The 19,763-nt window shown below is 64.0% G+C and carries 18 protein-coding genes; 9 read left to right on the top strand and 9 right to left on the bottom strand.

Translation table 11 applies throughout. The features are described 5' to 3' along the window. Positions 1–5: 5 nt before the first annotated feature. Together EL191_RS16880 and EL191_RS16875 are read right to left on the bottom strand one after the other, a co-directional pair. Positions 6–914, bottom strand: coding sequence for a universal stress protein (locus tag EL191_RS16880; RefSeq protein WP_017362689.1), 909 nt, complete (start codon positions 912–914; stop codon positions 6–8). A 69-nt stretch (positions 915–983) separates the two neighbouring features. Continuing rightward, on the bottom strand, positions 984–1,790 hold the full coding sequence (locus EL191_RS16875) for a tetratricopeptide repeat protein (RefSeq protein WP_013716642.1): 807 nt from the start codon (positions 1,788–1,790) through the stop codon (positions 984–986). 151 nt (positions 1,791–1,941) lie between these two features. Here EL191_RS16875 and EL191_RS16870 point away from each other — a divergent pair, with 151 nt between their 5' ends. The 3 genes from EL191_RS16870 (at position 1,942) to EL191_RS16860 (ending at position 3,229) form a co-directional block, all read left to right on the top strand. Next, positions 1,942–2,316, top strand: coding sequence for a tetratricopeptide repeat protein (locus EL191_RS16870; RefSeq protein ID WP_041979840.1), 375 nt, complete (start codon positions 1,942–1,944; stop codon positions 2,314–2,316). 74 nt (positions 2,317–2,390) lie between these two features. Further along, entirely contained in the window at positions 2,391–2,813 is a 423-nt protein-coding gene (locus EL191_RS16865; protein WP_013716640.1) for a DUF4124 domain-containing protein, read from the top strand. A 59-nt stretch (positions 2,814–2,872) separates the two neighbouring features. Further along, positions 2,873–3,229 (top strand): PilZ domain-containing protein, encoded by a 357-nt coding sequence (locus EL191_RS16860; protein ID WP_017362687.1) that lies wholly within the window; start codon positions 2,873–2,875, stop codon positions 3,227–3,229. Positions 3,230–3,246: 17 nt separating this feature from the next. On the opposite strand, the gene EL191_RS16855 is transcribed toward EL191_RS16860, so the two are convergent. Further along, entirely contained in the window at positions 3,247–4,050 is an 804-nt protein-coding gene (locus EL191_RS16855) for a SirB1 family protein (RefSeq protein WP_041979841.1), read from the bottom strand. A gap of 100 nt (positions 4,051–4,150) precedes the next feature. On the opposite strand from EL191_RS16855, the gene EL191_RS16850 reads away from it, so the two are divergent. Further along, a complete protein-coding gene (locus EL191_RS16850) occupies positions 4,151–5,173 on the top strand; it encodes a Leu/Phe/Val dehydrogenase (protein WP_041979842.1) in 1,023 nt (340 codons plus the stop codon). Between the two features lie 3 nt (positions 5,174–5,176). On the opposite strand, the gene EL191_RS16845 is transcribed toward EL191_RS16850, so the two are convergent. Then, positions 5,177–6,052 (bottom strand): DMT family transporter, encoded by an 876-nt coding sequence (locus tag EL191_RS16845; RefSeq protein WP_041979843.1) that lies wholly within the window; start codon positions 6,050–6,052, stop codon positions 5,177–5,179. A gap of 282 nt (positions 6,053–6,334) precedes the next feature. Beyond that, complete coding sequence (locus EL191_RS16840; RefSeq protein WP_017362683.1) at positions 6,335–6,739, bottom strand: DUF488 domain-containing protein; 405 nt, start codon at positions 6,737–6,739, stop codon at positions 6,335–6,337. 82 nt (positions 6,740–6,821) lie between these two features. Here EL191_RS16840 and EL191_RS16835 point away from each other — a divergent pair, with 82 nt between their 5' ends. Beyond that, positions 6,822–7,064, top strand: coding sequence for a hypothetical protein (locus EL191_RS16835; protein ID WP_013716634.1), 243 nt, complete (start codon positions 6,822–6,824; stop codon positions 7,062–7,064). Positions 7,065–7,103: 39 nt separating this feature from the next. Here EL191_RS16835 and EL191_RS16830 read toward each other — a convergent pair whose 3' ends face one another. Together EL191_RS16830 and EL191_RS16825 are read right to left on the bottom strand one after the other, a co-directional pair. Further along, positions 7,104–7,367, bottom strand: coding sequence for a YebG family protein (locus tag EL191_RS16830; protein ID WP_013716633.1), 264 nt, complete (start codon positions 7,365–7,367; stop codon positions 7,104–7,106). 108 nt (positions 7,368–7,475) lie between these two features. Beyond that, positions 7,476–8,450, bottom strand: coding sequence for an MBL fold metallo-hydrolase (locus EL191_RS16825; RefSeq protein WP_013716632.1), 975 nt, complete (start codon positions 8,448–8,450; stop codon positions 7,476–7,478). Between the two features lie 226 nt (positions 8,451–8,676). Between EL191_RS16825 and EL191_RS16820 the strand changes: the two genes are divergently transcribed. Next, positions 8,677–9,171, top strand: a complete 495-nt coding sequence (locus tag EL191_RS16820) for a phosphate-starvation-inducible protein PsiE (RefSeq protein ID WP_013716631.1) — start codon at positions 8,677–8,679, stop codon at positions 9,169–9,171. Positions 9,172–9,186: 15 nt separating this feature from the next. Here the strand turns inward: EL191_RS16820 and EL191_RS16815 are convergent, their stop codons facing one another. Beyond that, positions 9,187–11,817, bottom strand: a complete 2,631-nt coding sequence (locus EL191_RS16815; protein WP_041979844.1) for a DEAD/DEAH box helicase — start codon at positions 11,815–11,817, stop codon at positions 9,187–9,189. Positions 11,818–11,972: 155 nt separating this feature from the next. Next, entirely contained in the window at positions 11,973–12,845 is an 873-nt protein-coding gene (locus tag EL191_RS16810) for a helix-turn-helix domain-containing protein (RefSeq protein WP_013716629.1), read from the bottom strand. Positions 12,846–13,062: 217 nt separating this feature from the next. On the opposite strand from EL191_RS16810, the gene bglX reads away from it, so the two are divergent. The 3 genes from bglX (at position 13,063) to mdoH (ending at position 19,686) form a co-directional block, all read left to right on the top strand. Beyond that, the gene (gene bglX, locus EL191_RS16805) at positions 13,063–15,357 is read left to right on the top strand and encodes a beta-glucosidase BglX (protein WP_041979913.1); all 2,295 of its coding nucleotides are present in this window, start codon (positions 13,063–13,065) and stop codon (positions 15,355–15,357) included. A gap of 260 nt (positions 15,358–15,617) precedes the next feature. Further along, a complete protein-coding gene (locus EL191_RS16800) occupies positions 15,618–17,153 on the top strand; it encodes a glucan biosynthesis protein G (RefSeq protein ID WP_041979845.1) in 1,536 nt (511 codons plus the stop codon). After that, on the top strand, positions 17,146–19,686 hold the full coding sequence (gene mdoH, locus EL191_RS16795) for a glucans biosynthesis glucosyltransferase MdoH (RefSeq protein WP_041979846.1): 2,541 nt from the start codon (positions 17,146–17,148) through the stop codon (positions 19,684–19,686). Before EL191_RS16800 ends, mdoH begins: the two co-directional genes overlap by 8 nt. Positions 19,687–19,763 lie beyond the last annotated feature (77 nt).

Raw genomic sequence — 19,763 nt, 5'->3', positions numbered from 1 at the left:
GTGCACTACCCTTTGCCGTCCGGTTTGATCACCAGCAGATCGCACTCGACGCGTTCCAGTACCCGCTCCGCGGTGTGGCCGATCAACAGGCTGTCCAGATGGCCGCGGGCGATGGCACCCATTACCAGCAGGCCGATATTGTGCTCATGCACGAATTTTGGAATGACTTCTTCGGCAAATCCGTCCAGCAGGTGGGCCTGCGCCCGATCGATGGCGTATTGGCCAATCAGCTTGTCGAAGGCCTCGCGGTGCTCGCGGCTGCACTGGTTCACGTAGTCGTCATAGGCTTGCGCTACCTCGGCGTCGAATAGTAGCGAACGTGGCAGTGGTGCCTGTGCATGCAGGTATTCGGCATGAAGGCCGAGCGCGGCCTGCAGCGCCTGGCTGGTGCGAATCAGCTGATGATCGAGGGCAGCAGGCTTGTCCGCGCTGTGCAGCGGGTCGAGTGCGACGCACAGGCTCTGGCCTCGGGGCTTGGCATCGTGCACCAGCCACAGTGGCGCCGGGCAGCGGCGGATCAGTTGCCAGCTGGTATCGCTGAACAAGAGGCGTCGTAGTGCACTGCTGGGGTGGGTCGACTTGAACAGGATGTCCGGCTGCAGCACGGCAACGCGGGCGAGTATCTCCTCGTGGCTGCGTTTGCCCCAGCGTACGTCCACTTCGATTCTGAACCCTTCATCGCTCAGGTGGGCGACGCTGGCGCGTAGCGCCTCATGGCTCTGCCGCAGGATGGCTTCACGGGCGCGGTTGAGCAACTGGCTGTCCAGCAGGCCGCTCTCCAGGCTCGGGTGGTATTCGATCTTCAGCAGGTGCAGCTCGGCGCCGACCTGACGCGCAATGTCGACGGCGCGTTGCAGGGCGGGTTGTTGCTGGTGTTCGGCGTCGATGACGACCAACAGTCGTTGTAGTTTCATGGCAGTGGCCTCGCCAGGGGGCTGTATGGGTATTACAGACCTGGTGACGGCGCGCGGCATTGATATGGGTCAGCGCAGGCCCGGATTGAGCGCCAGGTCCAGATGACGTGCGGCCTTGGCGCTCAGCTCGCCATTGGGGAACTGCACCAGCAGACGGCGCAGATAGGCAATGGCCTTGTCGCGGTTGGCGTCGGGATTGTCCGGCGCCATGTGCATCAGCGCCAGTTGATACAGCGCCTTTTCCTTGATGTCCGCAGGCACGTGCGGGTCGGCCAGGCCCAGCAGGTACAGTTGCTCGGCTTCGTCGACGCGCCCCTTGAGCACGGCACGACGCGACAGCAGGGTCATGTCCGGGTCCAGGCTGGGCTTGTACAAGTCCAGATTCTGACTCGGTTGCCAGTTCGCCAGCAGCTCGCGCGACGTCTGCTGGATCGGCTCGTCAGCGCGCAGGCGGATCGTGGCGATGCGCTCCTCGGCGCGGCTGGCGGCCTGGCTGGCGGGAAACTCGTTGAGCACCTTGTAGAAGTAGTTGAGCGCCTTGGCATCGTCGCGCTGCTCGTTGAAGCGGTTCATGTAGATCAGACCGATCTGATACAGAGCGATGGCACGCACCTCGCCGCTCAGTTGGCGGTCGCGGTAGCCGTCCAGATACAGCGCTTCGGCCTTGGCGCTGTGGGCGTCGCGAATGGCCAGGGCACTGTAGGTGAGCAGGTCGCCTTCTTCTTCGATGGCGGCGGTCATGCGTTTGGTCTTCAGCGCCTTGTATTCCACCACCTCGTTGGTGGTGACCTGGGCGATGAACAGCGGCGTGGTCGGGGCGCAGGCGCTAAGCAGGCTGGCACCGATGACGAGGGGAAGCAGGCGGGCGAGCGACATGCGGGCTCCTTGGCCGGAATGGGCCGATGCGGCGCAGTCTAGTCAGCACGCCAGTCAGCGCCAAGGTACGGCCGGCAAAACCCATCGGAGGTTTGTCGCTGTTCAGTTTTTCCCTGCGCTGTCGATACACTACTCATTGGAGGACTTGCCCATGCGTACCCTGATCATTCTGGCCGTGGCCGTGGCTGCCACAGGTTGCACCCGCGTCTCGCTCGATCATCATCTGAACAACGCCTATCGTGCCTACAACGAAGGCGATTGCGCTCAGGTCGCGCTGGAGCTTTCACAAGCCGAGCGCAAGAGCCGCTCGCGCAGCTACCTGCAGCCGGAGATTTCCCTGTTGCGTGGCCAATGCCTGGAGCGGGAAAGCCTGTTCGTCGATGCGGCGCAGACCTATCAGTTCATCATCACGCGTTACCCGGCCAGCGAATACGCCTACCGCGCACGTGCCCGCCTGCAGACCTTGGAACAACTGGGCCACCACAGCCCGGCGACGGCAGCCAAGGCCAGTCCTGCCGCGCTCTGAGCCTTCTGTCGTCCGGCATTTCCTGGCACCGCGACGCGGTATAAGCTGGCGCATGGCCTTCATGGAGGATGAACATGCGTCACTTATTGCTGATCGCCGCGCTGCTGCCGACGTTGGCGACAGCCGAGATCTATCGCTGGACGGACGAGCAGGGGCGCGTGCATTTCGCTCAGCGCCCCGTGGCAGGGGCTGAAACCGTGGAGGTTAAGCCGCAGGTGGTCGAGCGTGACGCCTCCACCCGTGAGCGTGAGGCGCGCACGCAGCGTTTCTATGACGCCAGGCGCGAGGAGCAGCAGCAGGCAGCGGCCACGGCAGCCGCGCAGCGCGAAGAGCGGGCCGGTGAATGTCGCGATCTGCGCCGGCGCCTGGCGCAGATTCCCGAAGGCTTCAGCTACTACCGCACCGACGCCAACGGTGAACGCATCTACTACAGTGATGATGAAACAGACGCCGCTCGTCGCCAGCTGCGCGAGCGGATAGCCCAACGCTGTACTTGAGGGTGGTTTAGCGGCCGTAGTAGGGCCATACTCAAGACCCTTTGTAGCGATCTGCCGCTATGCGTAGCCAGCGCCGAATCGAACGCCACCAGCTGCCCTACTACCTGAAGGTGTTCAACCGCATTACCGACAAACCGATGGGCTCCATCGGCAACGTCTCTCTCGACGGCCTGATGCTGATCAGTCAGCTGCCGATGCTGGTGGGCGCGCGCTTCGACATGCGCCTGAAGATTCCCGGCCAGCATGGCATTCACTTCATCGACTTTTCCGCCAACTGCCAGTGGTGCCGCGAAGACGTCAACCCAGGTGTCTACGACTCCGGCTTCGCGCTGGTCGCACCACCTGCCGACTACGTCGAGATGATCGACGCCCTGCGCTACTACTTCAGCTTTCACAGCCTGGCGGCTTCGGCCTGATATTCCCCTGCTTCGAATCAATGCATCGCCGGAACACGGGCCAGGTTGCGCAGGCGTTCGCTCAACTTCAGGCGCAGGCCGTCCTCTTCACAGAACAGCAGTGCGTGCTCCAGGTCGTAGCGTTCGCCCTGCGGGCAGTCGAGTTGCCGATAGACGTCGGCTCGGGCCAGGTGGTCGGCCAGGTTGGGTGGTCCCAGCAGCAGAACGCGCTCGGCGTCCTTGAGAGCGGCGTCCGGGGCATCGCACTGCATGTGCAACTGACGTAGATTGCGCGACAGGCGCTGCAGCATGGCCTGGGCATCGCCCGTTTGCAGGTGTTCGGCGCTGAGTTCGATGTTCGCCCCCATCTGGCGATAGAGTTGCTCGCGGCAGTCACGGGTGTACAGGCGGCGCCCACCGCACGGGTCGAGCAGGTGGTCGGCACCCGGTACGCGCAGCATGAAATGCCCCGGGAAATTCACGCCCTGCAAGGGAATGTCCAGGCGACGTGCCACTTCCAGGGCGATCAGGGCGAGCGCCAGCGGCTGACCGCGTCGGTGGCGCAGCACTTCATGGAGCAGGGCGTGGCGCGGCCGTGTGACACCTTCGTCGTCTTCCTGGAAGTCCAGTTCGGCAAGCCGCCGTAGCAGCGGCTGGGCTAGGTCGCGGGCGGGCAGAGCGGGGAGACCGGCGCTGACCTGCAGCACCAGGCTATGCAGGTCGTTCAATACCTGGGCGGGTTGAAGTCGGTCATCGTGTTCGGCGGCAATCCACAGCGCCGCCTCGAACAGGGCGGGGGGATCGCGTTGCAGGCACTGCAGGCAGGCTTGGCGTGGGCTCATCGCATTCTCCGCTGACTTCTGTTCTTGTAGCCCCTGTCAGGGGCGTCGTCCAGTGGGCTTCTCCTATACTGAGGCCTGAAGTCCGACCGGGAGCGCAGCCATGTTCAGCATGATGCAAGCCGCCCGCCTCGAGGCCCTGCACCTGGCCGAGGATCCGGCCAGCGGCCTCAAGGCCGTTATCGCCATTCACAACACCCGCTTCGGGCCAGCGCTCGGCGGTTGCCGTTACCTGGCCTATGCCGATGAACAGAGCGCCATTGCCGACGCCATTCGTTTGGCTCAGGGCATGAGCTACAAGGCGGCGCTCGCCGGTATCGACCATGGCGGCGGCAAGGCGGTGATCATCCGTCCGGCGCATGTGCCCAGTCGTGCCGCGCTATTCGAAGCCTTCGGGTGTTTCATCGAGACGCTCAACGGGCGCTACATCAGCGCCGTCGACAGCGGCACGTCCAGCGCCGACATGGATTGCATCGCCCAGCACACCAGCCACGTCACCAGTACGACCCAGGAGGGCGATCCTTCGCCGCACACGGCGCTGGGCGTGTTCGCGGGTATCCGTGCCACGGCGCAGGCGCGCCTGGGTAGCGATGATCTGGAAGGGTTGCGGGTTGCCGTGCAGGGGCTGGGCAATGTCGGTTTCGCCCTGGCCGAAGCGCTGCACGCCGCTGGCGCCGAACTTCTGGTCAGCGACCTCGATGCCGGGCGCGTGCAACTGGCGGTCGAACAACTGGGCGCGCATCCGGTCGCCAGCGATGCGTTGCTCGGTACGCCTTGCGACATCCTTGCACCTTGCGGTCTGGGTGGCGTGCTAAACGCGCAGACGGTCGCCCATCTGCGCTGCGCAGCGGTGGCAGGTGCGGCCAACAATCAGCTGGCCAGCCCCGAGGTGGCTGATCAGTTGGAGGCGCGCGGCATTCTCTACGCACCGGACTACGTGCTCAACGCCGGCGGCCTGATTTACGTGGCGCTACGTCATCGCGGCGAGGCGCTACCGGCGATCACTGCGCACCTGGCGCAGATCAGTCGACGCCTGACCGAAATCTACGCCCATGCCCAGGCTGAAAAACGCTCCCCTGCGCGAGTCGCCGACTACCTCGCCGAGCGCCTGCTGTACGGTGCCTAGCCGCTAGCCGAGGCGATCCAGGCGGGGAGCGAAACGAAAGACCAGCGCCAGGCCGATCAGGATCGCGCCCATCCCGAGCAGCGCGCTGGCCGAAAGGCGATTGCCCAGCAGCCCGTAATCGAGCAGCGCCGTCGTCACCGGCACCAGATAGAACAGGCTGGTGACATTGACCAGATTGCCGGCCTGGATCAGCCGGTACAGCAGCAATTGTGCGCCCACCGAAATCACCAGCCCCATCCACAGCAGCGGCACGATCAGCCCGACGTCAAAACGCACCTGCCACTCCTGGCTGGGTAACAGCAACAGACTACCCAGCAGGCAGAGGCCGTACTGCAGCGGCAAGGCACGCATGGGTGTCTGCCGCAGGTTTTTCTGGGCGATGGTGCCGCAGGTGATGCAGAGCAGGGCTCCAAGAGCCAGAAACACGCCGGACAACGGCATTGCGCTGCTCACCAGGCTGTCCGCGACGATTATCGCCAGCCCAGCCAGAGCCAGGAACAAACCGAGCACACGCAGTCGCGACGTGCGCCGTTCCAGCAACATGAGGGTCAGGATGGGTTGTACGCCGAGTACGGTGGCCAAAACGCCGGGTGTGATGCCTTCGGCCAGTGCCAGCATGTAGCAGATGCTGTAGCCGCCGATCATCAGCAGGCCGGCCCTGGCAGTTGCCCAACGCATACCGCGTTCGGGCAGCCAGACTCCGGAATGACTGGCGATGAGCGCCAGCGCCGTAAAAGCGAGGGCAAAGCGCAGCAGCAGAAAGGCGAAGGGAGAAGCATGGTCCAGGCCCAGGCGAGCGAAGATCGCACCGCCGGACCAGAGCAGCACGAACAGAGTCGTCGCGCCATAGGTGCGCAGGGAAGTCGAATCGAAACACATGAGAGAACACCTGTCGAAAATCCGCATGAGCTCCACGCGTGCAAGGGCACGCATCGGTATGGCCGATGGATCGGAGCGAGGAAAAAGCGGGATCAGCCCGCTTGGACGGAAGCCGGCGGTGGGGGCGTGCCGGCGCGACAGACAGGTGGCGGCGCACAGCCGTCGGCAGCGGCGCGATAGGCGGCGCTGACGAAATCGTTGAGGCAATGCGCGATGAGGGTCATGAAAACAGCTTCGGATATGTCGCAGAGGTTCGAAGGCTAGCCTGCCGCTGCCACGTGGTCAATGACCGTCGAACTCGCCCTGGTAGCACACTGGCGAGCTGGGCGAGTCATGGCGCTGCAACTCCTCTTCGAGAAATTCGGCCAGTACCCCTGCGTTGTTATGCGCTTCGTCGCGCGCGGCGTAGAGCAACGTCAGCGTGCCTTTGGTTGCCCAGTGCAGCAGGCGCTGCCAGTGCTCGGGGTGGGCGCACAATTCGCGGCGGTAGGCCGTACGGAACGCTTCGAAGGCCTCGGTGCGGTGGGCGAAGGACTTGCGCAGTTCAGTGGAGGGCGCGACATCGGGTAGCCATTCATCGAGCGCCAGGGCATCTTTGGACATACCGCGAGGCCACAGGCGGTCGACCAGGACGCGTTGACCATCGCCTGCTTCGGCCTCGAGATAAACCCGTTTGCAGCGGATCATGGACCTGCCTCCATCGCCTGCGGCAATGCCGCACTTGGCGCTGCCTGCAGGCTCGATTAGCGTGGTGAAAGGAGGATTCACCATGGACTATTTCATCATCGTCGTCACCACTGCAGCCGGCCTTTACTTTCACTGGTGGCTGTTTCGCCGCATTCGTCAGTGGACCGATCGTGACCTGGCGCTGTCTTTCGCCGAAGGTAACGAGCACAAGCGTCAATACATGCTGGAACAGTTGGCCCGTGCCCGGCGTGAGGGTGTAAAGCGGCGAGACTTGCCGGTCTGGCTGGAGCAGGCCGCAGCGCAGTATCCCGTCAGTCACGCATAGGTCGAGGCCCCGTTGGAGGAACGGGGCCGCTGCTCTTGATCACTCGCTGGCGGTGTCGATTTCCAGTTCGTCGAGCGCGTCCGGCTGGCTCTTGAACGCCTTGGCAAAGACGTCGCGATTCTTGGCCATGAAGATACCCAGCTCCTCGCCCTGTTCCTCACTCAAGGATGGAACCGCCTTGTGCAGGACCTCGCTCAGGCGCTCGGCCAGTTCCAGCATCTTGTCGTAACGGTCGGCTTCGGCCTTATCCATGAACAAGCGCTCCGGATCGCGACTGCTGCGATACACCACTTCGACGGCCATTCATCACCTCATCTGCCTTCATGCGTGTCTGTTGGTAGCTGTTTATTTATACAGTAATCCAAGCATAAAGAACTCGCTACCGTTTTGCCAGCAGCGAGTGTCGAGAATTCAGCGGTCGCTACGGATTGGGCTGAACTCGACGGGTACCCAGGCGTAGCCTTGGGCTTCCTTGCGTACGTGGCCCAGGCCGGGGAAGGGCAGGTGCGCACCAGCGACCCACAGCTTGTCTGTGGCCGCTTCGGCCAGGATGCGTTGGCGGGATTGCCTGGCCTGGTCGCTGTCGACATCGAACTCGATGACCACTTCAGGCTTGGCGAACTGCACGGCGTGGTTATGCAGAATGTCGCCCCATACCAGCAGGCTCTGTCCACCCGATTTGAACAGGTAAGAGGTATGTCCGGGCGTGTGTCCTGGGCTCGCTACCAGGCTGACGCCAGGCAACAATTCGCCTTCTTTCTTGTAGGGCTTGAGCTTGTTCATCTTGGCATAGGGTGCGACTGCCTGTTGCGCCATCTTGAACATGCCCTGCATGCCTTCGGGGGCCTTGGCCATGGTCGCCTCGTCGAGCCAGAATTCAGCCTCCGCCTGCGGCACCTCCACGGTCGCGTTGGGGTAGGCCGGGCTGCCGTCGGCGTTGACCAGGCCGCAGGCATGGTCCGGGTGCAGGTGGGTGAGCAGCACGGTATCCACCTGCTCCGGCTGGTAGCCGGATGCCTTGAGGTTGGTCTGCACCACGCCGAGAGTCGGGCCGAAGCACTTGGCGGCGCCGGTATCGATCAGCACCAGGTTGTCGCCGGTGTTGATCAGGTAGGCGTTGACCGCAGTCTGCACGCCTTTCTCGGACGCCACGAACATGCGTGCCAGCAGCGATTGCAGGTCCTTGTCATCGATGCCCTTGAGCAGGCTGGCAGGCAGGTCGACGTAGCCGTCATACAGAGCGGTGACTTCGAAGTCACCGAGTGCCATACGGTAGTAGCCCGGTACCTGGGTCTTCTGTTGTGCCGGTGCGGCCGCCTGCAGCGGCAGGCTGACCAGGGCGATCATGGCGGACGACAATGCGGTGCTCAGCGAGAAAAGACGCATGGGGGATCCTTCATTGAGAGTGGCGATGCCGCAGTGTGCGACGCGTCGGGGTATCTTGGCGAGCCTGTGATGTCAGTTTCAGCCTCGTCGCGGTCGGCTGGAGCGTGCCAAATCGTCACATCGCAGCGGCATCCTCGGGCTGGTCTTTTTCCTGCATGATTGTTTCCTGCGAATACCCGAGGTGGGGATTCGGGGTGGTTTGCCAGGTCTCGTGGGGAGTTGAAGGATGAATTGGGCTGAGCGCTTGCGCGAAAACATGCACGGTCTGGCGGAGTCGCTGGGCAATCTGCTGATGGAGGCCTTTCATTACCTGGCCTTGTTCGCCATTGGGGCTATCACGGCCTGGGCGGGAGTGATGGCCTTCATCGGCATGCTGGAGAAGGGCCACATCACGGTCGATGACATTCTGCTGCTGTTCATCTATCTGGAGTTGGCGGCGATGGTGGGGATCTATTTCAAGACCAACCACATGCCGATCCGCTTCATGATCTACGTGGCGATCACCGCGCTGACCCGCTTGCTGATTTCCGACATCTCCCACACCCACAAGCCGAGCTGGGGCGTGGTGATGGTTTCCGGGGCGATCCTGCTGCTGGCGCTGGCGATTCTGGTGGTGCGCTACGCCTCGTCGCGCTTTCCGGCCGTGGCCGGCCCGCACCCCCGCAGCAAGGCGCGCAACCGTGAGGATGCCGAGGCCGAGCGCGACGATACCTCGGATTGAGTCGCCGTTGCGCTGTCAGCCGAGCGGCGCGAATAGCGCCGCCAGGTCGTCCTCATTCAGTTGCCACTGGCCCTGGCTGCCGCCGTCGAGCACGCCCCTGGCCAGGCTGGCCTTGGCCTGCTGCAGTAGCTGGATCTTCTCTTCGACGCTGCCGCGGGCGATCAGCTTGTAGACGAACACCGGCTTGTCCTGGCCGATGCGATAGGCGCGGTCGCTGGCCTGGGCTTCGGCGGCCGGGTTCCACCAGGGATCGAAGTGGATCACCGTGTCGGCGGCGGTCAAGTTGAGGCCACTGCCGCCGGCCTTGAGGCTGATCAGGAACACCGGGAACTCCCCGGCCTGGAAGCGCTCGACCGGCGTGCGTCGATCCTGGGTGCTGCCGGTCAGCTTGGCGTAGGCGATCTTGCGCGCCTGCAGCTCTGCTTCGATCAGTGCCAGCATCGAGGTGAACTGGGAGAACAGCAGCACGCGGCGGCCTTCGTCGACCAGCTCCTGGAGCATGTCCAGCAGGGCGCTGAGCTTGCCCGAGTCGGCGGCCGTCAGCTGGCCGCCGTCCTCGCCGAGCAGGCGCAGGTCACAGCAGCTCTGGCGCAGGCGCAGCAGGGCTTCGAGGATGACGATATGACTGCGCGCCAGGCCCTGGCGGGCGATCTCGTCGCGTACCTTCTGGTCCATGGCCAGACGCAGAGTCTCGTAGCGGTCGCGCTGCAACTGGGTCAGCTCGACCCATTGGGTGATCTCGGTCTTCGGCGGCAGCTCGCTGGCCACCTGCTCCTTGGTGCGGCGCAACAGGAAGGGGCGAATGCGCCCGTTCAGGTGGTTGAGGCGCTGGGTGTCGCCACGCTTTTCGATGGGCGTGCGGTAGTCACGGGTGAAGGCCTTGGCATCGCCCAGCCAACCCGGCATGAGGAAATGGAACAGCGACCAGAGTTCGCCCAGGTGATTTTCCAGCGGCGTGCCGGTCAGGCACAGGCGCAGGTCGGCCTGCACTTGTGCGGCGGCACTGGCTGCCTTGCTGCGCGGGTTCTTGATGTTCTGCGCTTCGTCGAGAATCAGCAGGCGATAGCGCTGCTGGTTCAGCGCCTTGAGGTCGCGCGGCAGCAGAGCGTAGGTGGTGAGGATCAGGTCGTGCTCGGCGATCTGCTCGAACAGCACCTTGCGCTTGCTGCCATGCAGGGCCAGTACGCGCAGTTGCGGGGTGAAGCGCGCGGCTTCGTCCTGCCAGTTGGGAATCAGGCTGGTAGGCATGACGATCAGCGCGGGCTTGTCGAGGCGTCCGGCCTGTTTCTCGCAGAGGATGTGCGCCAGGGTCTGCAGGGTCTTGCCCAGGCCCATGTCATCGGCCAGTACGCCGCCGACGCGCAGTTCGGCCAGGGTCTGCATCCAGTTCAGGCCCTGCACCTGATAGGTGCGCAGTTCGGCCTGCAAACCCTCGGGTGGAGCAATCTCGCGCACTGCCAGGTTCTGCAGACGCTGGGCGAAACCGCGTAACTCATCGCCCCCTTGCCAGCTTAGCTGCGGGCCGTGCGCCAGTTCGGCCAGGCGTGCGGCGTCGGCGCGACCCAGGCGCAGCGGCAGGTGGTCTTCGCCAGGGTCGCGGAAATACAGCTCGCCGAGCGTGGCCAGCAATGGCTTGAGGCGGGCGAAGGGCAGGGCGATGCGCTTGCCGCCCTGCGGCAGGCTGACCAGCAGGCGATCCTCATCGGCGCGTTGCGCCAACGCTTCGGGTGCCAGCAGCCAGGGCGTACGGCGAATGGCCTGGAGCAGGATCGGCAGCAGGCTCAGGCGCTGGCCTTCGACTTCGATACCCAGTTCCAGGTCGAACCAGTTCTGCTGCGGGTCTTCCTCGACCTCGGCGTACCAGTCGTCGACCTCGGCGAGGTTGTACTGGAAGTCCGGGCGCATGTGTATCTGCCAGCCTTCGGCGCGCAATTGCGGCAGCTGTCGCTGGACGAAGTCCAGCCAGTCGCGCTCGCGCTCCAGCTCGAACGGCTCACCGGCTTCGGCCGGCAGCGCTTCGCTCTGGCGCAACGCCACCTGCAGGCCGAGGCCTTCCAGGCGCTTGCGTAGGGCGGCTTCGGCAGCGCCGTCGCGGATCAGGCGCAGGTTGCTGTGTTCGTCCAGGCGCTTGACCAGGTCCTTGGGCGGTTTGCCGAAGACCTTGTGCCCGGCGTAGTCGAAGGCCAGCGCCGCACGGTGCTGGGTTTGCTCCTGCATGCGCCCCTTGCGTGCGTCGAAATGTACACGCACCTGGCTGCCCAGGCTGAGGATGGCGGTGGGCGCGATGCCTTCCAGGCGCGTTTCCGCCAGCTCCTTGTCCGCCACGATGATGTCGGAGAGGTCACTGCCGGCGCGTTGCTGGGCCTCAAGGGTGAGCAGCGCGGCGACCACGTGCTTGCAGTTGAAGCCGACCGGGCAGTTGCAGTGGCCGGTCACGCTCCATTTGCGTCCATAGGGATGCAGGGTGATGCGCTGCTGATAGGTCTGCCCGGCCGAGCCGCGGCAATTGGCGAGCAGGCTGTTGTCTTTGAGGCTGAGCAGCTTGCTGCGCTTTTCCTCGGCGTAGCCGTGGCCGCGACGCAGGTCACCGGCACCGAACTCCGAGCGCCAGTCTTCCTGGCGTAGCTGGTGGATATCCAGGGGCATCAACGAAGCCCCGTGGCAACAATGGATGGGCGCATGACTGGGCCGTGGCAATGCAAAGCCGCAGATTTTCGCATAGCTGTGCGGCGATTAGCAGGCGTGGCGCAGAGATTGCCGACGAGTAGGGTGGTCCGATCCGTCCGGGCAGGGAGGGTCGGTTAGAGAAAGGCCGCGCGGTACTGTCGCGGCGTGGCGCCCAGAGCTTGGCGGAAGCGATTGCTGAAGTGGCTGGCGCTGGCGAAACCGCAGGCCAGCGCCACCTCGCTCAGCGAGGGTTGTGCCTGACGCAGCATCTGGCAGGCGCGAGCCAGACGCCTTGCCAGCACGTAGCGATGCGGTGGCAAACCGAAACTGCTCTGGAACATACGCGCGAAATGGTATTCGGACAGCGCGCAGAGTGCGGCCAGTTGGCTCAGCGGCAGTGGCGTCTCCAAATGCTGCTCGATGAACTCGCGCACACGCCGACGTTGCGATGGAGCCAGGCCTCCCTTGAAACGAAGGCCCTGACGTTGGCCAACCTGGTTGAGCAGGGCATGGTCGAGCAACTGGTGGGCCAGGCTGCTGGCCAGCAGGCGTTCGCCCGGTTCCTGCCAGTCCAGGATGCACAGTTGCCGAAAGCGCGCCGCCTGCTCGGCATCTTCGAGAAAGGTCGCTTCCTCAAGCTGCAGGCTGCGCGGTTCGCGGTCGAGCAGGGCGACCGCGCCGAGGGCGAACTGCTCCTGCTCTATATAGAGGTGGGCGAGCTGGATCTCGCCGTTGATGATCCAGCCCGACTCGTGCTCGGCCGGCAGGATGCACAGCTTGTCCGGCGCGCCCTTGTTGCCGGGTTGCTCGCGGCGAAAGGTGCCGGTACCGCCGCTGAGATAGCAGGACAGCGTGTGATGGCTGGGGGCGAGGTAGTCGCGTGCGTCATGGGCATTGCTCCAGCGGGCCACTGCCATGCCGTTGCCCAGTTCAGCCATCGCGTGCAGGCGCGCGTTGGGTGAGCGACTCATGCTCTGGAATACCTGAAGATGTTCGAATTGCGCCATTACCTTCTCCCGAATGCAGCCATGCTACGCCTGCCGCCAGGCAAAACCAGCATCGGCAAAAAAAATGCGCAAGTTTGCGCAAGTCTGGGGTCGTAATCTCTGGAACGCCTTTGACTGGTGCTTAAGTTTTTTTGCACTAACCCGCGGCGCGGCGCGAGGACTCGGAGTATCGTGGCGGCCATTCAAACAATGATTTGCATCCCGGATGCCGCTCCCGATGAAATACCTGCGCCAGTTCGCTCTCGCCTCCGTTCTGATCACCCCCAGCCTGCTGGCTGCCGCTCCGTCCATCGATGATAAATCGGCCTTCATCGCCGACCTGGTCGGGCGCATGACCCTTGAGGAAAAGGTCGGTCAGCTTCGCCTGATCAGCATTGGCGGCGACATGCCGCGTGAGCGCATCCGCGAGGAGATGGCCGCGGGGCGCATCGGCGCCACCTTCAATTCGGTGGTACGCCCGGAGAACCGTCCGATGCAGGAGGCCGCACTGCGCAGTCGTCTGGGCATCCCGGTGTTCTTCGCCTACGACGTCATCCACGGCCATCGCACCACCTTTCCCATCGGTCTGGGCCTGGCGTCCAGCTGGGACATTCCGGCCATCGAGAACAGTGCCCGGGTGGCGGCTTTCGAAGCCAGCGCCGACGGCCTGGACATGACCTTCGCGCCGACGGTGGACATTTCCCGCGATCCGCGCTGGGGCCGCACCTCCGAGGGTTTCGGCGAGGACCCCTACTTGGTTTCGCGTATCGCTGCGGCGATGGTGCACGGTTATCAGGGCAAGGACCCCAGCGATCCGCAACGCATCATGGCCAGCGTCAAGCACTTCGCTCTTTACGGTGCGGTGGAGGGCGGGCGTGACTACAACGTGGTCGACATGAGCCCGATGCGCATGTACCAGGATTACCTGCCACCTTATCGCGCCGCCATCGATGCTGGGGCCGGTGGGGTGATGGTGGCGCTGAATGCGATCAATGGTGTGCCTGCCTCGGCCAACACCTGGCTGCTGCGCGATCTGTTACGTCGTGACTGGGGCTTCAAGGGTGTGGCGCTCAGCGACCACGGCGCGATCACCGAGCTGCTGCGCCATGGCGTGGCCGCCGATGGCCGCGAGGCGGCGCGCCTGGCCATCACTGCAGGCGTCGGCATGAGCATGGCCGACACGCTCTACGATCAGGAGCTGCCGGCGCTGCTGCGCAGCGGCGCGGTGCCGCAGAGCGTCCTGGATGAAGCCGTCACCCATGTATTGAACACCAAGTACGACCTTGGCCTGTTCCACGATCCGTTCCGCCGCATCGGCCGTGCCGAAGACGATCCTGCCGACGTCAATGCCGAAAGCCGCCTGCATCGTGCCGACGCACGGGCCATGGCGCGCGACTCGCTGGTGCTGCTGGAAAACCATGGCGACACGCTGCCCCTGAGCAGGAAGACCACTGTCGCTCTGATCGGCCCGCTGGCCGACTCGCCGGTGGACATGCTCGGCAGTTGGTCGGCAGTCGGCGTGGCCGAGCAGGCGGTGACGCTGCGCAAGGGCATGGAGGCGGCGCTCAAGGGCCAGGGCAAGCTGCTCTACGCCGTCGGTGCCAACGTCACCGACGATGCCCATGTGATCAATTACCTCAACCAGCTCAACTGGGACCGCCCGGAAGTGGTGCTCGACAAGCGCACGCCGCAGGCGATGCTGGAGGAAGCCGTGCGCGTCGCCTCCCAGGCTGACGTCATCGTCGCCGCCGTGGGCGAGGCGCGGGGCATGTCCCACGAGTCGTCCAGCCGTACTCGCCTGGACCTGCCCGACAGTCAGCAGGCCCTGCTGCGCGCGCTCAAGGCCACCGGCAAACCTCTGGTACTGGTGCTGATGAACGGCCGCCCGCTGGCGCTCGGCTGGGAGAAGGAAAACGCCGACGCGATGCTGGAGACCTGGTACAGCGGCATCGAGGGCGGCCATGCCATCGCTGATGTGCTGCTCGGTGAGCACAACCCCTCCGGCAAGCTGCCGATCACTTTCCCGCGTTCGGTCGGGCAGATTCCCACCTACTACAATCACCTGCGTCTGGGCCGCCCTTACACCCCAGGCACCCCTGGCAACTACACTTCGCAGTATTTCGAGGAGCCCAATGGCCCGCTTTACCCATTCGGCTATGGTTTGAGCTACAGCGACTTCCAGCTTTCGGCGCCCAAGCTGTCCGCCGAGCGTATGACACCGGGTGAGAAGATTCGCGTAAGTGTCACCCTGAAGAACGCCGGGCCCAGGGCTGGCGCCACCGTGGTACAGCTTTACCTGCATGACGAGGCCGCTTCGGTGATCCGTCCGGTGAAGGAACTCAAGGATTTTCAGAGGGTCAAGCTTGAAGCAGGTGAGACGCGTGAGCTGAGTTTTGAGATCGACGAAGCCATGCTGCGTTTCTATAACGCCAGCCTGCAGCAAGTTAGCGAGCCAGGTGCCTTCCGTGTCCAGCTGGGGCTGGATTCGGAGAGCGTGCAGGAGGCGCGTTTCGAACTGTTGCCACGCCAATGAGGGTGTGGCCCAAGGAGGCGAAAAATATACTCGCGCGAGCACCTGTGCCGGACTTCACGATCTGGTAATAATGCGCAGAAAGAATCCGCGCATGCGGAGACGTCGCCGTTCGGTTGGCGGTCTGCATTGTGCTCGCGTTGCCTTTGTACCATTCGCCTGATTTCAACTTTCTGCAGCGGCCGCCCGTGGGCTTGTCGCTGCCTGTCAGTACGTGTTGCCCTGGAGGCTGTGTGTCGATGAGTCGTTGTTCTGGAGCCCGTATGGGCAAGGCCGGCAAGCTGGCCCTCTGTGTGCTCCCTCTGCTGTTCGCTGCCCAGAGCTGGGCCTTCGAGCTGGATGATGTGGCCGTCAAGGCCAAGGAGCTTGCTGCCGAACGCTACAGTGCCCCGCAAAGCCGTTTGCCGGCTTCGCTGCGCGAACTGCCGTTCGCCGGCTACCAGAAGGTTCGCTTCCTTGAGGAGAAAGCGCATTGGCGCGACGGCAAGACGCCGTTCCAGCTGTATTTCTTCCACCAGGGCATGCATTTCGATGTACCGGTGAAAATCAACGAAGTGACTGCCGAAGGCACCCAGGAGATCAAGTACGACCCGTCGATGTTCGATTTCGGCGACCTCAACCTGAACCCCGATGACCTCAAGGACCTCGGCTTCGCCGGCTTCAAGGTGATCAACGAGATCAACGCCAATGGCCGGCACGACGAAGTGATGAGCGTGCTCGGTGCCAGCTACTTCCGTATCGTTGGCAAGGGCCAGGTGTTTGGCCTCTCAGCTCGCGGTCTGGCGATTGACACGGCACTGCCGTCCGGTGAGGAGTTCCCGCGTTTCACCGAGTTCTGGATCGAGAAGCCGCAACCGGATCGCCGTAGCCTGGTGATCTACGCACTGCTCGACTCGCCGCGCGCCACCGGTGCCTATCGCATGGAAATCAAGCCGGGCCGCGACAGCGTGCTCGACGTGCAGTCCAAGGTCTACCTGCGCGAGAACGTCGAGAAGCTCGGCATCGCTCCGCTGACCAGCATGTACCTGTTCGGTGCCAACCAGCCGTGGCCGCGCCCGAACTACCGCCCGCAACTGCACGACTCCGATGGCCTGGCCATCGCCGCCGGCAATGGCGAGTGGATCTGGCGTCCGCTGAACAACCCGCAGCGCCTAAACGTCAGCAGTTACCGCATCGACAACCCGCGCGGCTTCGGTTTGATGCAGCGCGGTCGCGACTTCAACCAGTATCAGGATCTCGACGACCGCTACGAGCTGCGTCCCAGTGGTTGGGTGGAGACCGTCGGTGACTGGGGGGCTGGTCATGTCGAGCTGGTGGAGATTCCGACCCCGGACGAAACCAACGACAACATCGTTGCCCTGTGGCGCCCGGAGAAGCTGCCGGCGCAGGGGGAGTCGCTGGATGTGGCCTATCGCCTACACTTCAGCCGTGACGATGCCAAGCTGCATGATCCGCAACTGGCGATGGTCAGCCAGACCCGTCTGTCCGAGGGCGACATCAAGCAGGCCAACCTGATTCGTCAGGCCGATGGCAGCACCGCGCTGGTGGTCGACTTCGTCGGTGAGGAACTGGCCAAGCGTTCGCCCGATGCCGCGCCGCAGGTGCAGGTCAGCGTCGATGACAACGCCGAGTTGCTGGAAGACAGCCTGCGGTATAACCCGGTGAGCAAGGGCTGGCGCCTGATGCTGCGGGTCAAGGTGAAGAACCCGGCGCAGCCGGTGGAGATGCGTGCCGCGCTGGTCGAGGACGGCAAGCCTGTGTCGGAAACCTGGAGCTATCAGCTGCCTTCCCATGAATAACACCCTAGACGCTACACAGATCCAGGATTACCTGGGCGAACTGCCGCTCGATCACGAGCGGCAGCAGGCTTTGGCCAGCCGAGTCGAAGAGGAGGGCGGCGATCTTGCGACACTGCATCGCGCCCTGCACGAGGACGATCAGGTCACCGCCGAGCCCCAGGAAGAAACCCGCGAGATGCTCGAGTCAGTGCCAGCGCGGCTGGCGCTGGGCTGGCCGGATGCGCTAGAGCGCGGCTGCCGCATCGTGCAGGATCATCAGGGGCGTCCGACCATCGATTCGACCCCGCCGATCAAGCGCACGCGCATGGTGCCGGAACCCTGGCAGACCAATATCCTGCAGCGCGGTTGGCGCCGCCTGAAGGGCGAGAAGCCCGCGCCGCGACCACGCACGCGCGAAAGCGAGGACTTCGCCGAAGCACGCTGGCGTCATGTCGCTGCGGTACGCCGCGCCGCGCTGCTGGTACTGATGATCGTGCAGACCGTGGTTGCCACCTGGTACATGAAGTCGGTACTGCCCTATCAGGGCTGGTCGCTGGTCGACCTGGGCCTGGTCTTCGAGCAGCCGCTGCGCGAGTCGGCGCGGCAGATCCTGCCGTACGTGGTGCAAACCAGCATCCTGGCGCTGTTCGCCCTGCTGTTCTGCTGGGTGTCGATGGGTTTCTGGACCGCGCTGATGGGCTTCTTCCAGCTGCTCAAGGGGCGTGACCGCTACAGCATTTCCGCCAGCAGCTGCGGCGACGAGCCGATTTCGCCGCGGGCGCGTACCGCACTGGTGATGCCGATCGCCAACGAGCACGTCCCGCGCGTGTTCGCCGGTCTGCGCGCGACCTTCGAGTCGCTCAAGGCTACCGGGCAGCTCGAACACTTCGACTTCTTCATCCTCAGCGACAGCAACGACCCGGATATCTGCGTGGCAGAACAACAGGCGTGGATGGAGTTGTGCCGTGAGGTGGAAGGCTTCGGCCATATCTTCTATCGCCGTCGTCGCCGTCGGGTTAAGCGCAAGAGTGGCAACATCGACGACTTCTGCCGTCGTTGGGGCAGCAACTACCGTTACATGGTAGTGCTCGATGCCGACAGCGTGATGAGCGGCGAATGCCTGACTCGTCTGGTGCGTCTGATGGAGGCCAACCCGGGCGCCGGCATCATCCAGACCGCGCCCAAGGCCTCGGGCATGGACACCCTTTACGCGCGCCTGCAACAGTTCGCTACCAGCGTATATGGGCCACTGTTCACCGCTGGTCTCAACTTTTGGCAGCTGGGTGAATCGCACTACTGGGGCCACAACGCGATCATTCGCGTCAAACCCTTCATCGAGCACTGTGCCCTGGCGCCGCTGCCGGGCACCGGTTCCTTCGCCGGTGCAATCCTCTCCCACGACTTCGTCGAGGCCGCGCTGATGCGCCGCGCCGGCTGGGGAGTATGGATCGCCTACGACCTGCCGGGCAGTTATGAAGAGTTGCCGCCGAACCTGCTCGACGAACTCAAGCGCGACCGTCGCTGGTGCCACGGCAACCTGATGAACTTCCGTCTGTTCCTGGTGCGCGGCATGCACGCGGTACACCGCGTGGTGTTCCTCACCGGGGTCATGTCCTATCTGTCGGCGCCGCTTTGGCTGTTGTTCCTGGTGCTGTCGACCTGCCTGCTGGCGATTCACACGCTGATGGTGCCGGAGTACTTCCTGCAGCCCAACCAGCTCTACCCGTTGTGGCCGCGGTGGCAGCCGCAGGAGGCCGTGGCGCTGTTCTCGGCGACCATGACCCTGCTGTTCCTGCCCAAGCTTCTCAGCGTGCTGCTGATCTGGATCAAGGGTGCGGAAGCTTACGGCGGCCGCACGCGGGTGTTGTTGTCGATGTTGCTGGAAGCATCCTGCTCGGTGTTGCTGGCGCCAGTGCGCATGCTGTTCCATAGCCTGTTCGTCACCGCCGCCTTCCTCGGCTGGTCGGTGCAGTGGAATTCGCCGCAGCGCGTGGATGATTCCACGCCCTGGAGCGAGGCCTTCCGCCGTCACGGTACCCAGGTGCTGATCGGTATCAGCTGGACGGCACTGGTGGCCTGGCTCAACCCGGACTTCCTCTGGTGGCTGGCGCCCATCGTCGTGTCGCTGGTGCTGTCGCCAGTGGTATCGGTGTTGACCAGCCGCACGGCACCGGGCCTGGCAGCACGGCGCAGCAAGCTGTTCCTAATTCCGGAAGAGCACAAGGTGCCGGTGGAGCTGAGCAACACCGCCGAGTACGAGCAACTGAACAGCTCACGTGCACTGCATCGGGGTTTCCTCCGTGCGGTGGTCGATCCGCTTTACAACGCCCTGGTCTGCGCCATGGCCCGCGCCCGCCACGCCAAGGTGGTGCCGGCTGCCGAAGCGCTGCGCGATGAGCGAATCGATGAAATCCTCAACGCCGGGCCTGAAGGCAAGGTAGAGGCCACCCGCTGGCGTCTGCTCAACGATCCTGACGGCATGGCGCGCCTGCATGCGCGTATCTGGCAGGAGCCGCAACACCACGCCTGGCGCGAAGCGCTGCGCGACGCCTGATCATCCGGCACGCCCCCGCCTGCCGGGGGCGTGCCGTGATGCCTTTCTGACATACCCGTTAACATCTGCAGCCGCAC

It is taken from the genome of Pseudomonas mendocina (genome assembly GCF_900636545.1).
Lineage (GTDB): Bacteria > Pseudomonadota > Gammaproteobacteria > Pseudomonadales > Pseudomonadaceae > Aquipseudomonas > Aquipseudomonas mendocina.
This window is presented reverse-complemented; position numbering and strand designations above follow the sequence as displayed.

Bases quoted from the DNA above. Each gene is read 5' to 3' on its own strand.
- EL191_RS16835 (WP_013716634.1), top strand. From the start codon at position 6,822: ATGGACTATTTCATCATCGTCGTCACCACTGCAGCCGGCCTTTACTTT.
- EL191_RS16870 (WP_041979840.1), top strand. From the start codon at position 1,942: ATGCGTACCCTGATCATTCTGGCCGTGGCCGTGGCTGCCACAGGTTGC.
- EL191_RS16800 (WP_041979845.1), top strand. From the start codon at position 15,618: ATGGGCAAGGCCGGCAAGCTGGCCCTCTGTGTGCTCCCTCTGCTGTTC.
- EL191_RS16810 (WP_013716629.1), bottom strand. From the start codon at position 12,845: ATGGCGCAATTCGAACATCTTCAGGTATTCCAGAGCATGAGTCGCTCA.
- EL191_RS16820 (WP_013716631.1), top strand. From the start codon at position 8,677: ATGAATTGGGCTGAGCGCTTGCGCGAAAACATGCACGGTCTGGCGGAG.
- EL191_RS16830 (WP_013716633.1), bottom strand. From the start codon at position 7,367: ATGGCCGTCGAAGTGGTGTATCGCAGCAGTCGCGATCCGGAGCGCTTG.
- EL191_RS16840 (WP_017362683.1), bottom strand. From the start codon at position 6,739: ATGATCCGCTGCAAACGGGTTTATCTCGAGGCCGAAGCAGGCGATGGT.
- EL191_RS16875 (WP_013716642.1), bottom strand. From the start codon at position 1,790: ATGTCGCTCGCCCGCCTGCTTCCCCTCGTCATCGGTGCCAGCCTGCTT.
- EL191_RS16825 (WP_013716632.1), bottom strand. From the start codon at position 8,450: ATGCGTCTTTTCTCGCTGAGCACCGCATTGTCGTCCGCCATGATCGCC.
- EL191_RS16860 (WP_017362687.1), top strand. From the start codon at position 2,873: ATGCGTAGCCAGCGCCGAATCGAACGCCACCAGCTGCCCTACTACCTG.
- bglX (WP_041979913.1), top strand. From the start codon at position 13,063: ATGAAATACCTGCGCCAGTTCGCTCTCGCCTCCGTTCTGATCACCCCC.
- EL191_RS16845 (WP_041979843.1), bottom strand. From the start codon at position 6,052: ATGTGTTTCGATTCGACTTCCCTGCGCACCTATGGCGCGACGACTCTG.
- EL191_RS16880 (WP_017362689.1), bottom strand. From the start codon at position 914: ATGAAACTACAACGACTGTTGGTCGTCATCGACGCCGAACACCAGCAA.
- EL191_RS16855 (WP_041979841.1), bottom strand. From the start codon at position 4,050: ATGAGCCCACGCCAAGCCTGCCTGCAGTGCCTGCAACGCGATCCCCCC.
- EL191_RS16850 (WP_041979842.1), top strand. From the start codon at position 4,151: ATGTTCAGCATGATGCAAGCCGCCCGCCTCGAGGCCCTGCACCTGGCC.
- EL191_RS16865 (WP_013716640.1), top strand. From the start codon at position 2,391: ATGCGTCACTTATTGCTGATCGCCGCGCTGCTGCCGACGTTGGCGACA.
- EL191_RS16815 (WP_041979844.1), bottom strand. From the start codon at position 11,817: ATGCCCCTGGATATCCACCAGCTACGCCAGGAAGACTGGCGCTCGGAG.
- mdoH (WP_041979846.1), top strand. From the start codon at position 17,146: ATGAATAACACCCTAGACGCTACACAGATCCAGGATTACCTGGGCGAA.